13 protein-coding genes and 1 pseudogene are annotated in these 13,528 nt (G+C 63.9%); 3 read left to right on the forward strand and 11 right to left on the reverse strand.

The features are described from left to right. Window positions 1-221: 221 nt before the first annotated feature. The 7 genes from rnr to dapD all read right to left on the reverse strand — a co-directional run bounded on the left by rnr (window position 222) and on the right by dapD (window position 6,718). Complete coding sequence (rnr, locus tag GLR48_RS04055) at window positions 222-2,471, reverse strand: ribonuclease R (protein ID WP_237058896.1); 2,250 nt, start codon at window positions 2,469-2,471, stop codon at window positions 222-224. Between the two features lie 96 nt (window positions 2,472-2,567). Beyond that, entirely contained in the window at window positions 2,568-3,710 is a 1,143-nt protein-coding gene (dapE, locus tag GLR48_RS04060; RefSeq protein ID WP_237058904.1) for a succinyl-diaminopimelate desuccinylase, read from the reverse strand. 61 nt (window positions 3,711-3,771) lie between these two features. Then, on the reverse strand, window positions 3,772-4,116 hold the full coding sequence (locus GLR48_RS04065) for a hypothetical protein (RefSeq protein ID WP_237058906.1): 345 nt from the start codon (window positions 4,114-4,116) through the stop codon (window positions 3,772-3,774). 32 nt (window positions 4,117-4,148) lie between these two features. Further along, complete coding sequence (locus GLR48_RS04070; protein WP_237058908.1) at window positions 4,149-5,174, reverse strand: sodium:calcium antiporter; 1,026 nt, start codon at window positions 5,172-5,174, stop codon at window positions 4,149-4,151. A gap of 88 nt (window positions 5,175-5,262) precedes the next feature. Continuing rightward, window positions 5,263-5,511, reverse strand: a complete 249-nt coding sequence (locus tag GLR48_RS04075) for a GlsB/YeaQ/YmgE family stress response membrane protein (RefSeq protein ID WP_237058910.1) — start codon at window positions 5,509-5,511, stop codon at window positions 5,263-5,265. A gap of 56 nt (window positions 5,512-5,567) precedes the next feature. Then, window positions 5,568-5,891 carry a hypothetical protein gene (locus GLR48_RS04080; RefSeq protein ID WP_237058912.1) on the reverse strand — a complete coding sequence of 108 codons (324 nt, stop codon included), beginning with the start codon at window positions 5,889-5,891 and terminating at the stop codon, window positions 5,568-5,570. Then, window positions 5,891-6,718, reverse strand: coding sequence for a 2,3,4,5-tetrahydropyridine-2,6-dicarboxylate N-succinyltransferase (dapD, locus tag GLR48_RS04085; protein WP_237058914.1), 828 nt, complete (start codon window positions 6,716-6,718; stop codon window positions 5,891-5,893). Before dapD ends, GLR48_RS04080 begins: the two co-directional genes overlap by 1 nt. 83 nt (window positions 6,719-6,801) lie before the next feature. Between dapD and GLR48_RS04090 the strand changes: the two genes are divergently transcribed. Beyond that, window positions 6,802-7,647 (forward strand): LOG family protein, encoded by an 846-nt coding sequence (locus tag GLR48_RS04090; RefSeq protein ID WP_237058916.1) that lies wholly within the window; start codon window positions 6,802-6,804, stop codon window positions 7,645-7,647. 117 nt (window positions 7,648-7,764) lie between these two features. Here the strand turns inward: GLR48_RS04090 and GLR48_RS04095 are convergent, their stop codons facing one another. The 4 genes and pseudogenes from GLR48_RS04095 to GLR48_RS04110 all read right to left on the reverse strand — a co-directional run bounded on the left by GLR48_RS04095 (window position 7,765) and on the right by GLR48_RS04110 (window position 11,454). Continuing rightward, window positions 7,765-8,241 carry a hypothetical protein gene (locus GLR48_RS04095; RefSeq protein ID WP_237058925.1) on the reverse strand — a complete coding sequence of 159 codons (477 nt, stop codon included), beginning with the start codon at window positions 8,239-8,241 and terminating at the stop codon, window positions 7,765-7,767. 1,062 nt (window positions 8,242-9,303) lie between these two features. After that, window positions 9,304-9,489, reverse strand: a pseudogene (locus tag GLR48_RS04100) (IS3 family transposase); the annotation flags it as partial. A gap of 136 nt (window positions 9,490-9,625) precedes the next feature. Next, window positions 9,626-10,807 carry a 23S rRNA (adenine(2503)-C(2))-methyltransferase RlmN gene (gene rlmN / locus GLR48_RS04105; protein WP_237058927.1) on the reverse strand — a complete coding sequence of 394 codons (1,182 nt, stop codon included), beginning with the start codon at window positions 10,805-10,807 and terminating at the stop codon, window positions 9,626-9,628. Window positions 10,808-10,920: 113 nt separating this feature from the next. Continuing rightward, window positions 10,921-11,454, reverse strand: coding sequence for an invasion associated locus B family protein (locus tag GLR48_RS04110; protein ID WP_237058929.1), 534 nt, complete (start codon window positions 11,452-11,454; stop codon window positions 10,921-10,923). Window positions 11,455-11,639: 185 nt separating this feature from the next. Between GLR48_RS04110 and GLR48_RS04115 the strand changes: the two genes are divergently transcribed. Together GLR48_RS04115 and GLR48_RS04120 are read left to right on the forward strand one after the other, a co-directional pair. After that, window positions 11,640-12,635 (forward strand): asparaginase, encoded by a 996-nt coding sequence (locus tag GLR48_RS04115; RefSeq protein WP_237058931.1) that lies wholly within the window; start codon window positions 11,640-11,642, stop codon window positions 12,633-12,635. A gap of 9 nt (window positions 12,636-12,644) precedes the next feature. Further along, window positions 12,645-13,433, forward strand: coding sequence for an exodeoxyribonuclease III (locus GLR48_RS04120; RefSeq protein WP_237058933.1), 789 nt, complete (start codon window positions 12,645-12,647; stop codon window positions 13,431-13,433). Window positions 13,434-13,528: the final 95 nt, after the last annotated feature.

A 13,528-nucleotide genomic window follows, 5' to 3' on the forward strand; every position in this document is an offset into this window, starting at 1 on the left:
TCCGGTGCGGCGCTGGCGGCCGTCGCAACCGAAAGGCAAAAGGTCAGGGCAAGGCGCATATCTCAGTGTCCGATATCGTTTTGACCTACCATAACGGCACCGACCGCTCAGCCCACCCCCGGTCCGCCGCAGCCGGCACATTTCCACCGGCCGCCAACCGCCGTCCTCGCTTTTTACCAAATACTCCCGCCGGAGGCATCCGGCACAGCCGGATATCCCCCTCAGCGCGCCTTGCGCACCCGGCTGACCTTGCGCGCCGTCTTGGCGGATTTCTTCTTGGCCGCACCCTGCCTGAACCGCGGCGGCTTGCCGCGCCCGGCGGGCGGCCCCTTGGGCTGGCTCCGTCCGTCCAACTCCAGCAGTTCCACGATCAGGCCACCGGTGACCGGCGCCGCCTCGACCAGCCGCACGCGGGCGCGCTGGCCCAGACCGATGATCTGGCCGGACTCGCTGCCCATCAAGGTCTGGGTGTCCGCGTCATAGTGGAAGTATTCACGCCCCAGATTGCGAATCGGGATCATCCCGTCGGCCCCGGTCCCGTCCAGTTTCACGAAGACACCGAACCGCGCGATTCCGGCAATGCGGCCCGTGAACTCTGCCCCGACCTGATCCTCGAGGAAGGCGGCCAGATAGCGGTCCGTCGTGTCACGCTCCGCCGCCATCGACCGGCGCTCGGTGTCAGAGATCATCTTGGCCGTCTCGTCCAGATGCTCGATGTCCCAAGGCGACAACCCGTCCTTGCCCCAGCCGTGGGCCGCGATCAGCGCGCGGTGGACGATCAGGTCGGAATAGCGCCGGATCGGCGAGGTGAAATGCGCGTAGTTCCGCAGCGCCAGCCCGAAATGACCGAAGTTTTCCGCGTTGTAATAGGCCTGCGTCATGCTGCGCAGGGTGGCAAGGTTGATCAGCTCGTCCGCGTCCGTCCCCTCCGCCTGCGCCAGCAGCCGGTTCAGGTGCATGGTCTTCAGCACCTGACCCTTGGCCAGCACGAGGCCAGAGGCTTCCGCCACCTCGCGGAGCGCGTCCAGTTTTTCCGGACTGGGTTCTTCGTGGACCCGGAACAGCAGCGGCGTCTTCTTTGCGATCAGCGTTTCGGCGGCGCAGACGTTGGCGAGGACCATGAATTCCTCGATCAGCCGGTGCGCGTCGAGGCGATCCTTGAAGTTGACGCCAACCACCTTGCCATCGTCATCCAATTCGATCCGCCGTTCCGGCAAATCAAGGTCCAGCGGCTGCCGCCGTTCCCGCGCGCGCGCCAGCACGGCGTAGGCAGCGTAAAGCGGCTTGATCACCGTCTCGACCAATGGCGCTGTCTGCGCATCGGGCAGGCCGTCCATCGCCGCCTGCGCCTGTTCATAGGTCAGGGACGCGACGGAGTTCATCACGGCGCGGTGGAAGGTGTGGCCGGTCTTGTTGCCCTCTGCATCGACCTGCATTTCGACGGCAAGGCAGGCGCGGTCGACACCTTCGTGCAGCGAACACAGATCGCCCGACAGCGTATCGGGCAGCATCGGCACGACACGGTCGGGGAAATAGCTGGAATTGCCCCGCTTGCGCGCCTCGCGGTCCAGTTCCGACCCCGGTGTGACGTAATAGGCGACGTCGGCGATGGCGACCCAGATCGTGAAGCTGCCGTCGTCGTGCGCATCGACATAACAGGCATCGTCATGATCGCGGGCGTCGGCGGGGTCGATGGTCAGCAGATCCATCTTGCGCAGATCCTTGCGGCCCTTCATCGGCGCGGGTTTCGCCGCGTCCGCCTCGGCCACCACGTCATCGGGGAAATGGTCCGGGATGCCGTGCTGGTGGATCGCGATCAGGCTGACGGCGCGGGGACCTGTGGGATCGCCCAGCCGTGTGACGATGCGCGCCTTGGGCAGGCCCATGCGGCCCTTGGGGCCGGTCTGTTCCGCCTCGACCAGCTCGCCGTCCTTGGCGCCACCGGTGGCACCCGCAGCAATCACGTATTGCCGGTCGGACCCCTTGTCGATCGGCATGACGCGCCCGCCTTCGGAGGCGGCGCGATAAACGCCGAGGATGCGTTCGGGATTGCTGCCGATCCGCCGGATCATCCGCGCCATGTAGGCATGCGCCTCGCCCGGTGTTTCCGTCAGCCGCGCAAGGATGCGGTCACCCGCACCCAGTGCCGGGTCGGAGGACCGCAGCGTCAGCAGGATGCGGGGCGGCGGCAGGGTATCGTTCCACTCCATCGGCTTGGCATGCAGATCGCCGTCGGCGTCGGGCGCCAGCACCTCCAGCACGCTGACGGGGGGCAGCTTCTGCGCATCGCGGTAGGACGAGCGGCGCTTGGCCAACTGCCCGTCCGCCTCCATCTCGCGCAGAAGCTGTTTCAGCAGAACGCGGTCGGACCCCTTGATGCCAAAGGCGCGCGCGATGTCGCGCTTGGCACTTTGGGTCGGGTTGTCCGCGATGAACGCGAGGATGTCGGTCTTGGAGGGGATCTGTGTCATGGCGGGGCACCTAGCACGGCACGGGGCGGTCGTCATGTTTTATGTCGGACCGGGGCCAGCCCCGGACCCCGGAGTATTTGGAAAAAAGCGAGGACCTCAGGCGAAGTAGTCGCGCAGGATGCGGGTGTAGATGGATTTGAGGGTGATGATGTCGGCCACGGGGACGCGTTCGTCGACCATGTGCATGGTCTTGCCGACGAGGCCGAATTCCACGACCGGGCAGTGATCCTTGACGAAACGCGCATCCGAGGTGCCGCCGGAGGTGGAGAGTTCGGGCGTTTTGCCGGTTTCCGCGTGGACAGCCTTGCCGATCAGGTCCGACAGCGCACCGGGCGGGGTCAGGAAGCTTTCGCCGCTGATCTTGACGCGCATGTCGATGCGGATGCCGGTGTCGGCGGCGACGGTGTCCAGTTCGGACTGCATCCAGTCGGTCAGGGCGGCGCCGGTGTGATCGTCGTTGAACCGGATGTTCACGGCGGCGCGGCAGGTGGCGGGGATCACGTTGGTGGCGGGGTTGCCGGTGTCCATCGTGACGATGGCAAGCGAGCTGGGGTCGAAGTGATCGGTGCCATCGTCGAGGGTATGACTGGCGAGCCGGTCCATCAGGCGGGCCATGGCGGGCAACGGGTTCTTGGCCCGGTGCGGATAGGCGGAATGACCCTGCTGCCCATGGAACGTGAACCAGGCGGTCATGGACCCGCGACGGCCGATCTTCATCGCCTCGCCCATGTGGTTGGGACTGGTGGGTTCGCCCACAAGGCAGTCGGTCATCGCCTCGCCGTTGGCGGCCATCCAGTCCAGCAGGGCGGTGGTGCCGTCCAGCGCGTCGGCTTCCTCGTCCCCGGTGATGGCGAGGATCAGGGCCCCGTCTGGGGGCGTGTCGGTCACGAAATCGCAGGCGGCGGCGGCGAAGGCGGCGACGCCGGATTTCATGTCCGTGGATCCGCGTCCGTAGAGGAAACCGTCGCGAATTTCGGCCCCGAAGGGGTCCACGGTCCAGTCGTCGGGGTTGCCGATGGGGACCACGTCAGTATGGCCATTGAAGCCAAAGCTGCGATTGGCACCCTTGCGGCCCCAGCGGGCGTAGAGGTTTGCGATGCCACCCCGGTCGACGCGGGTGCAGGCGAAACCGGCCTCGGTCAGGACACGCTCCAGCAGGACCAGCGCGCCGCCCTCGGCGGGGGTGACGGAATTGCAGCGCACCAGCTGTGCGGTGAGGTCGACGGGGTCGAGGGGCATGGGCGATCCTTTCGGTTGACCGAGAGGTAGCGCGGGGCTGCGGCGCATGCAAATGCCGCGGTTACTGGACCGGCGTTGCGTCATCCTCGTCGCCGAAGAAGGGCGTCATCTGCGCCACGATCACGCTGTTTTCATCTAGCGCGCGCTGCATCAGGGCGCGTTCCGCGTCGTCGATGTCGTGGCCTTCGGCCAGACGTTCGTCCAGCGTGCCGTAGCCCGAGACATCCAGCGGCGACAGATCCGCCTGTTTCAGGATCGCAACGGTTTCGCGCACGGCCTCTGCCTCGTCCACGCCGGAGGCGTAGCACATCAGGGCGGCCCCGGTGGCGCCCTTGGGCAGGCCGTCGTCGGTGGACCGGCCAACCTCGACCAGCAGTGTATAGACCTGTTGCGTGCGTTTGTTCATGGAGGCTGGCATCGCGCCTTGGCCCGCGCCTGTCAAGCCAGTTCCAGACCCAGCGCAGCACCGTAGACCGCGATCATCAGCACGCTTTCGATGCCGATCCGGCCCGGCCCCGCCCGTTGCCGCACGATCAGCCCGCCCAGCAGGACGGCGGTCATCAGCAGGCCCGTCGTCAGCCAGTACAGGTCGTTGTCGCCGATGGCGTGAAACAGCGACCCGTCGCGATAGCTGGCGTCAGAGGCGACGAGGAACAGCGTATCAAACGTATTGCCGCCGATGATCCCGCCGACCGCCAGTTGCAGCGCACCGCGGCGCACGGCGACCAGCGTCGTCACCAGTTCCGGCAGGGAGGTGACGACCGCCGTGATGACGGCCCCGACCAGCGAGGACGCCAGCCCGAAACGGTCGATCAGCACGCCGCCGACCTGGGAAATCGCAAGACCGCCAAGGCCCATCAGCGCCACGAGGCCCGCGAAGTAAAGCGCCGGGCGCAGGGCGGATTTGTCGGCGGCGTCGGGGTCGTCTGGCGTATCCGCGCGGGTCGCGTCGGTCTGGACCGGGCGCCACATGGGCTGGTCGACCACCGTCGACGCAATCTTCATCCCGCCGAGGTAGGCCGCGAACATGATGAGGGAGACCGGGTGCAGGCCGAAGATCGACACCGCGGGGCCAGCCACGGCGCATAAAGGCAGCGTCAGAAGGCCGATCAGCAGGACGGCCTGGAACAGGTTCGCAGGTTCTGCCGCGGCATGTTCCAGATTGGCGCGGCGATAGATCATGTCGGCCAGCGCCAGGAACAGCGTCTGCGCCGCAATGCCGCCGACCGCGTTGGAAAAGGCATAGCTTGCGTCGCCGGACAGGGCTGCGTTGACGGACACCACCACCCCCGCCAGCGACGTGGCACCGCCCAAGATCAGGCCGCCCACCAGCGCCTCGCCCATGCGGGTGCGGTCCGCGATGACATCGGCCAGCCCCGTCGCCTTGATCGAGGCGAGCACGACCACGACCACCGCCACGGCGAAGACGCCAAGCAGCGGCAGGAGCGACAGGCTGGCAATCATGAGGGCGGTCTCCTCTGGGGTCGGGTCAATGAAAAACGGCGCGCAGGGGTCTGCGCGCCGTCATGTAGCGTGGTCTGCGATCAGACGATCAGGTCTTGCGACGGACCAGACGGGCGATCCAGATCAGCAGGCAGGCACCGATGAAACCCGCGATCAGGTAGCTGATCCAGCTTTCGGCGGCATAGAGGCCCAGCAGGCTGCCGAAGATCAGGTTGAACACGAAGGCACCGACGATGCCCAGAATGATGTTCATCAGAACACCCATGTTCGATTTCATGAATTGTTCGGCGAGCCATCCTGCGATGCCACCGACGATAATTGCTGCAAGCCAGCCCATACGACGTTCCTTTGTCTCGATTAGCCCTCCAACAGGGCATTCTGCGACAGAACGCCTCATGTCCGGGGAATGTTCCCGCCATCGTGATCGCTTTGTGAAGGCGGGGCATCGGATTCCACCCAGCGCGATCGCGTGGCCCAGAGGGAGGAGACCACCAGCACGATCTGGATCGGGATGAAGAAGATCAGGAAGAAGACGATGATCGTGACCGGCAGCGGCAGGTTCAGCGCCGACAGGGGCCCGATCAGCAGGGGGAAGGCCACGCCCAGCACCGCCGCCAGACTCAGGGCGTCGATCATCACCGGACCCCAGGCCGCCCACCAGCCGGGCCGCGTGCCCGCAGCGATCCGGCTGCGGGCCAGGGTCCGGCTGAGGATCATCAGGTGCGCAGCAGCTCGTTGATGCCGGTCTTGCTGCGGGTGCGCTCGTCCACCCGCTTTACGATCACAGCACAATAGAGCGAGATGTCGTTCTTGGACGGCATGGTGCCTGCGACGACCACGGAATAGGGCGGCACTTCGCCATAGGTGACTTCGCCGGTCTCGCGGTCGACGATCTTGGTGGACTGGCCGATGAAGACGCCCATGCCAAGGACAGAGCCTTCGCGGATGATGCAGCCTTCGACGACTTCGGACCGGGCGCCGATGAAACAATTGTCCTCGATGATCGTGGGGCCGGCCTGCATCGGTTCAAGCACGCCGCCGATGCCGACACCGCCCGACAGGTGGACATTCTTGCCAATCTGCGCGCAAGAGCCGACCGTGGCCCAGCCGTCGACCATCGTGCCTTCGTCGACATAGGCGCCAAGGTTCACGAAGGACGGCATCAGCACGACACCCTTGGCGATATAGGCCGACCGGCGCACGATGGAGCCCGGGACGGCGCGGAAACCGGCCTCGCGCCACTGGTTTTCGCCCCAGCCGTCGAACTTGGATGGCACCTTGTCCCACCAGGTGCTGCCGCCGTTGCCGCCAGAGATCGGCTCCATGTCGTTCAGGCGGAACGACAGCAGGACCGCCTTCTTGGCCCACTGGTTGACGTGCCACGACCCGTCCGCCTGCTTTTCAGCGACGCGCAGGGTGCCGGAGTCCAGCGCGTTCAGCGTATCCTCGATCGCCTCGCGGGTCTCTCCCGTCGTGGCAGGGGTGATCTGGTCGCGGGCGTCCCAGGCGGATTCGATGGCGGTTTCAAGTGCTGCATTCGACATGGCGACGGACCTCTTGGCTGGTTCTGCGGGTTCGCAAGGGCTATAGACGCGCAAGCTTTGCCGCGCAATCTCAAGGACGTTTCATGCCCGAAGACCACGAAAACAAGTTCCGCCGCTCTGGCGAGGACCGTGCCACCGCGCAGCAGGTGCCCGACACAGCCCAGACCCGCGCCCCGTCCTATGCGCTCGCCTTTGCCGACGACGACTTTCTGGCCCGTCCGGAATTGCGCCCGATCCGGCTGCAACTGGAACTGATGAAGCCCGAGATCCTGATGAACGAGGCCGGGGTGAAATCCACCGTCGTCCTGTTCGGCGGCGCGCGGATCCCCGATCCCGTCAACAAGGCGCAGGCGCGGACCGAGACTCTGGCGGACCTGACCAAGTATTACGCCGAGGCGCGGACCTTTGCCCGGATGGTGACCGAGCGGGCGCTGGCCGATGATCCTTGCGAGAACATCATCGCCACGGGCGGTGGTCCGGGCGTGATGGAGGCGGGCAATCGCGGGGCGGCGGATGCGGGCGGCCAGTCGATTGGCCTGAACATCGTGCTACCGCACGAACAGGCGCCCAATGCATACGTCACGCCGGATTTGTGTTTCAACTTCCATTACTTCGCGATCCGCAAGATGCACTTTCTGATGCGCGCCTCTGCGGTCTGTGTCTTTCCAGGCGGCTTTGGCACGCTGGACGAGATGTTCGAGGCGCTGACCCTGATCCAGACCGGCCGCATGGCGCGCGTGCCGTTCCTGCTGTTTGGCAGGTCTTTCTGGGAAGGTATCATCAACTGGCAGGCGCTGGCCGACGCGGGGACCATCGCGCAGGCGGACCTCGATCTGTTCCGCTATGTCGAAACGGCAGAGGAGGCCCTGGCCGCGCTGGACGACTGGGACGGCAAGGGGACAAAGCGGCGGGATATTCCGGGGCGCTGACAGCACGGATTGCTGGGCTGTTGTCGCTGTCCTGCGGGCGGATCGCGGCCTATCCGGTCAGCCTGATCCTGCTGCGGTTCGGCGTGAAGAACCCGCGCGAGGCCCGAGGCGGCAGGGTCAGACGATGCGGCGCCTGCGGCTGCGCAGGGCTGCGATTCCGGCGAGGGCTGACATCAGCAGCAGGCCCGCGGCAGGCACCGGCACGGCGGCTGGCACGACGGCTGGCACGACAGTTGCGATGGCATAAACGGCGTTCTTGTTGTTGGCGCTGACCGTCGCGGTCGCCACGCTTCCAGGGATTGCTTGCAGGGAAAAGGCCGTGCCGTTGACCGTGTTATTAACGAGAGATGTCGCGAAGAGCGGGACGAAATTGTTCTTGTTCGGCTGGCCGAACAGGTTGAGGACGAGAGCCGCGAACGAGGTTGCGACGTTCGATTTATTCCACCAGACTTGGCTTTGCAGAACGCCCAGGTTGTCGTTGAAACGGCCTGTTAGCGTCGTCACTTCGTAGGTGGTGTTGTCGACACTCACAGTGGCCGCCGAGGCGGAGGTGGCGAGTGACAGGCTGAAGAGGGCGGCAAACAGGGTTTTCATCGAATCGACCTTAATGAGGCTTAACCAACATCGCGGGAGACTGTGGCGGGATAAGGTCGGAAGGGTGGCGTTTTGGCGGCCGAGGTGGCTTTGCGCGGGTCTCTGACGCGGGCGCGCGGAAATACATCACAAAAACCAAATGTTTCGCGTGCGATACATATTATGTAAAACGAGGGTGGTTTGTTAGGATTGGTTAACGAATTCTTGAAATCTCATGCATTTCCGCAATGTCCGCTTTGAGCCCAACGTCCGAAGATTCAGCTTCGCAGCGAACGTCAGCTGGTAGTCGGTGGCAAGATATCTTGAACGACGCCCCGGGTTTCGGGTGGGTTTCTTGGCAACGCGAAGACAGGTGTTTTTGACACGCCCGATTCTGTTGACGGCGTGGATGCCTCTCGCGACGCCATCCACGCCGTCAACAAAGCCGATCATCTCTTTACGTTGAGCTTATGGCGCCTCAAATAGAAGGTCATCAGATAGAGGACAAAAGCCCTGAAAACTTTTATTTTTATGTTCTTTATTGTGATTTCGCTGTCTGCTGTTTTTGCAGTCGAACCCTTGGTAGGTCGCCAGACGGTTACAGTTTCGATTGAGTATATTGATGCTGCCCGTGAGTGTACAACCAGGGATAGCGGGCTTCTTAGCTTATCAAGAAGGTCTTCAACTCCTGTAAAATCGCCGGGTAGCTTCTGTGGATACGTCTATTCAAACTTCGGATACTTTGAGCTTCCGCCAAGCGGGTTTTCCTTCTTCGATCGCAGGGAGAAGCTGTTTGACGCTTTGCGGGGGGGATGTGACGTGGAAATTGTAGTCAGCGGATATGGAACCGATCTTACCCCAGATATTTTCGTGAGTGGCAGGAAGGCAAAGGTTTTACGAAAAGTGGTTCGTGAGATCGGATGTCATTCGTCATAAAGTCCTGATTGGTCAATGGTGACCCTCAGTGTTTCCGCTCTCGAGAGATAGAACAAATTCAGCCGGTATGACTTTGGCGGAACTCCCGGTGTTTGAGAATGCGGAATGGTCTTGTCGCATATTTGCACCGCTCGGTGTGCTCGTTTTGGCCCCTTGGCGTTCGAAGGCCAAGGGGCTTTTCCCTCTCACTGCTGAATGTTGACGGCGCGGGTTTCAAAAGCCGCTGATGACCTCGGAGATCGCCACCTCAGCCTGCCGCCGGGTTGCCCATGACCGACGCTAGATCAGCTCGGCCTTGCTGGTCTTGAAGAACGTCTCGACGGCCGCTTCGTCCGCTGACCAGACATAGGCAAGGAGTCGACTATTTGCTAAAGATCTTTCGCACGCGCCCATTTGCAAGCCTCCGCACGGTGCATAAGGGCCCGGGCGGGCGGTAAGACTTGGTTATCGCAGGTTGACGAGAGGTGAATTACAGCCCCGCGTCCGCCGCGATCTCTTTTCGCGATTTGCGGGCGCGTTCCGTCTCGGACTTCAGCTGGCCGCAGGCGGCCATGATGTCTTCGCCGCGCGGTTTGCGGACGGGAGAGGCGTAGCCGGCCTTGTAGATGATGTCGGCGAAAGCGTGTATGCGGTTGCCGGAGGAGCGTTTGTAAGGCGCGCCGGGCCATTCGTTGAACGGGATCAGGTTGATCTTGGCGGGGATGCCCTCGATCAGTTTGACCAGACGGTGGGCGTCGGCGTCGGAATCGTTCACGCCGTCGAGCATCACGTATTCGAAGGTGATCCGTTCCGAGTTCGAGACCTTGGGATAGACGCGCAGGGCGTCGAGCAGGTCGGCGATGGGCCATTTCTTGTTGATCGGGACCAGCTTGTCGCGGACCTCGTCCGTGGTCGCGTGAAAGCTGACGGCCAACTGGCAGCCGATTTCCTGCGCGGTGCGGGCAATTTCGGGGACCACGCCGGAGGTGGAGAGCGTGATGCGGCGGCGCGAGAGGGCGATGCCCTCGCCATCCATCGCGATCTTCATCGCGTCGCGGACGTTTTCGAAGTTATAAAGCGGCTCTCCCATGCCCATCAGCACGATGTTGGACAACATGCGCGGGCCGTTGTCGCCCGTCCCCTGCCCCGGCTGCGGCCATTCGCCAAGGTCGTCGCGGGCGATCAGGATCTGGCCGACGATTTCGGCAGGGGTCAGGTTGCGGACCAGTTTCTGCGTGCCGGTGTGGCAGAAGGAACAGGTCAGGGTGCAACCGACCTGGGACGAGATGCAGAGCGTGCCGCGGTCTTCCTCGGGGATATAGACGACCTCGACCTCGTGGCCGCCGGCGATGCGGACGAGGTATTTGCGGGTGCCGTCGGTGCTGACCTGACGGGTCACGACTTCGGGCAGCTGGATGACGAAGGTGTCGGCCAGCATGGCGCGGTAGTCTTTCGCCAGATTGGTCATCGCCGCGAAATCACGCACGCCCCAGTGATAAAGCCACTGCCACAGCTGGTTCACACGCATCTTGGCCTGCTTTTCGGGCGTGCCGGCGGTGATGAGCGCCGCGCGCATCTGGTCGCGCGTCAGGCCGATTAGGTTGACGGGACCGTCGGGCACCTTCCGGGGGATGGTGTGGACGTCTTGCGTGATGGGGGCGGTGGCGGTCATGGGTCGGGACCTTTCGGACGGTGAAGCGAGCCTCATATAGGAAAAAGGCCCCGGTTTCCAAGCGAAAACCGGGGCCAGAGCGGTGCAGGGGTGATTTTTCCGCAGAAAAACCGTTATCCGGCGCAGCGGTTGGCGGCCTCTTCCACGGCGGCGGTGAAGCCGAGCAGGGAGAAGGTGTCGGTGGTGATGTTGCCGCGACCGGAGCGGGCCTTCAGCTCTACCTCTGATCCGCGCTTCATCGCGGCGATGACGCGGGCGTCATCCTCTGGCGTGGCGGGCCAGGCATATTCGCCTTCGGTGAACATCTGGAACGCCGTGCCGCCGACACTCATGTCGACGGTCGAGCCGGGGGCAAAGGGATAGCCGCCGGTGAACATGATCTGGCCCTTCACGTTTTCGGACGGGCGGTAGAAGACCATCAGGTAGATATCGCCACGGTTGCCGGTCGTCGGATTGCCGGAGCTGTCGGTCAGCGTGCTGTTCTTGGGCGCCGAGGTGCTGATGCATTCGCGCGGGTTTTCCGCCTCGAACGTGCTCCAGTCCGTGTTCGCCGCCACGAGGTTGTCGGTCGTCGCCTGTGCGCCCGCCTGTGTCGCCATCAGTGTGGCGATCGCCAGTGTCAGACTGCGAAATGTCGTCGTGATCATTGTATATAGGCCTCCAAGCTGCCCTTGCCTCTGTCCTGCCCGCCGTGTGGGTTTTCACAACCTTTTCGTCTGGCGGGTCGGTGTTCAACGCGATAGCCATGTCCCTAGCAAAAAATCGCCCAAACTGCAAAGCCCCGATCCATGCACAAACCCGTGGGGCGGGTGTGACAAGAAGGAACATGCCGATGAACGCATCCGTAGATCTGGTCGACGTCTGGCGCGGCGACATTCTGGAATCCCGCCATCAGGGTCATGCCGTCGTCTGCGGCGCGGATGGAGAGATCGTTCACAGCTGGGGCGATGCCACGGCCACGATCTATCCCCGGTCGTCGTGCAAGATGATCCAGGCGCTGCCGCTGATCGAAAGCGGTGCGGCGGATGCGCATGGGTTGGGGGTCGAGCAGCTGGCGCTGTCCTGTGCGTCGCATCAGGGCGCGCATATCCATACGGACCGGGTGCAGGTCTGGCTGGACCAGCTGGGTCTGGCGGACGGGGATTTCCGGTGCGGGCCGCAGTGGCCGAACGACATCCCCGCCCGCAACGAGATCATCCGCGCCCATGCGGCGCCTTGCCAGATCCACAACAACTGTTCCGGAAAGCACGCGGGATTCCTGACGCTGAACAAGCATCTGGGTGGCGGTGCGGATTACGAGTTGCTCGATCATCCGGTGCAGCAGGCCTGCAAGGCCGCGTTCGAGGAGGTGACGGGCGAGACGTCCCCCGGGTACGGGATCGACGGGTGTTCGGCGCCGAACTTTGCCACGTCCGTTCATGGTCTGGCCCGCGCGATGAGCTTTTTTGCCACTGCCCATGACCGCAGCGATGCGCGGTCGAAGGCCGCCGTGCGTCTGCGCGATGCGATGGCGACGTTTCCTGAACTGGTGGCCGGAGAGACCCGCGCCTGCACCGACTTGATGCGCGCCATGGACGGTCGGGTGTCGATCAAGACCGGGGCGGAGGGTGTCTTTGTCGCGATCATCCCCGAAAAGCGGCTGGGTGTGGCGCTGAAGATAGCGGACGGGGCGACGCGGGCGTCGGAATCCGCGATTGCGGCGATCCTCGTGAAACTGGGGGTGCTGGATGCCGCGCACCCCGCCGCGCGCGCGCGGATGGAACCCGAGATCCGCAACTGGCGCGGCACGCTGTGCGGCCATATCACGCCCAGCGCCGCGCTGCTGTAAGGACTGACCATGACCTTTACCCTTGCGACATGGAACATCAACTCTGTCCGGCTGCGCGAAAACCTTGTGGTGACGCTGCTGCGGGACGAGGCCCCGGACGTGCTGTGCCTGCAGGAATGCAAGAGCCCGCTGGACAAGATCCCGCTGGAGCAGTTTCAGGCGCTTGGCTACGTCCATATGATCGGGCGCGGGCAGAAGGGCTATAACGGGGTCGCGATCCTGTCCAAGCTGCCGATCGTCGAGACGGGGGCGGCGGATTACGCGAGCCTGGGTCACGCGCGGCATATCGCCGGGCGGCTGGAGAATGGTGTCACGATCCACAACTTCTATGTCCCCGCGGGGGGCGACAAGCCGGACCGCGCGATCAACGACAAGTTCGGCCAGAAGCTGGATTACCTGACCGAGATGCGCGACGCCTTTCACGCGGATCGTCCCGAACGGGCGATCATGGTGGGCGACCTGAACATCGCGCCGCGCGAGGATGACGTCTGGGATCACAAGAAGCTGTTGCGCGTGGTCAGCCACACGCCCGTCGAGGTCGAGCATCTGGCGCAGGCGCAGGATGCGGGCAACTGGGTGGACGTGACGCGTCAGGACATTCCGCAGGGCAACCTGTACAGTTGGTGGTCCTACCGGTCGCCGGACTGGGATGCCGCCGACAAGGGCCGGCGGCTGGATCACATCTGGGCCACCCCCGACATCGCCGGCGCCGCCCACGGCAGCCGCATCCTGCGCCACGTGCGCGGGTGGGAGCAGCCGAGCGACCATGCGCCGGTGTTTGCGACATTCGATCTGTAGCGCGTGACCGCGGTTTGGGGCAGATCCTGTCCCCTTGGGACAGGATGCCTCCGGCGGGAGTATTTGGGGAAAAAGCGAGGACGCGGTCGTTTTAC

The sequence above is a fragment of the Loktanella sp. M215 genome (assembly GCF_021735925.1).
GTDB lineage: Bacteria > Pseudomonadota > Alphaproteobacteria > Rhodobacterales > Rhodobacteraceae > Loktanella.

Excerpts from the sequence above, each read along its gene's own strand:
- rnr (WP_237058896.1), bottom strand. The coding sequence starts at position 2,471 with ATGACACAGATCCCCTCCAAGACCGACATCCTCGCGTTCATCGCGGAC.
- dapE (WP_237058904.1), bottom strand. The coding sequence starts at position 3,710 with ATGCCCCTCGACCCCGTCGACCTCACCGCACAGCTGGTGCGCTGCAAT.
- GLR48_RS04065 (WP_237058906.1), bottom strand. The coding sequence starts at position 4,116 with ATGAACAAACGCACGCAACAGGTCTATACACTGCTGGTCGAGGTTGGC.
- GLR48_RS04070 (WP_237058908.1), bottom strand. The coding sequence starts at position 5,174 with ATGATTGCCAGCCTGTCGCTCCTGCCGCTGCTTGGCGTCTTCGCCGTG.
- GLR48_RS04075 (WP_237058910.1), bottom strand. The coding sequence starts at position 5,511 with ATGGGCTGGCTTGCAGCAATTATCGTCGGTGGCATCGCAGGATGGCTC.
- GLR48_RS04080 (WP_237058912.1), bottom strand. The coding sequence starts at position 5,891 with ATGATCCTCAGCCGGACCCTGGCCCGCAGCCGGATCGCTGCGGGCACG.
- dapD (WP_237058914.1), bottom strand. The coding sequence starts at position 6,718 with ATGTCGAATGCAGCACTTGAAACCGCCATCGAATCCGCCTGGGACGCC.
- GLR48_RS04090 (WP_237058916.1), top strand. The coding sequence starts at position 6,802 with ATGCCCGAAGACCACGAAAACAAGTTCCGCCGCTCTGGCGAGGACCGT.
- GLR48_RS04095 (WP_237058925.1), bottom strand. The coding sequence starts at position 8,241 with ATGAAAACCCTGTTTGCCGCCCTCTTCAGCCTGTCACTCGCCACCTCC.
- rlmN (WP_237058927.1), bottom strand. The coding sequence starts at position 10,807 with ATGACCGCCACCGCCCCCATCACGCAAGACGTCCACACCATCCCCCGG.
- GLR48_RS04110 (WP_237058929.1), bottom strand. The coding sequence starts at position 11,454 with ATGATCACGACGACATTTCGCAGTCTGACACTGGCGATCGCCACACTG.
- GLR48_RS04115 (WP_237058931.1), top strand. The coding sequence starts at position 11,640 with ATGAACGCATCCGTAGATCTGGTCGACGTCTGGCGCGGCGACATTCTG.
- GLR48_RS04120 (WP_237058933.1), top strand. The coding sequence starts at position 12,645 with ATGACCTTTACCCTTGCGACATGGAACATCAACTCTGTCCGGCTGCGC.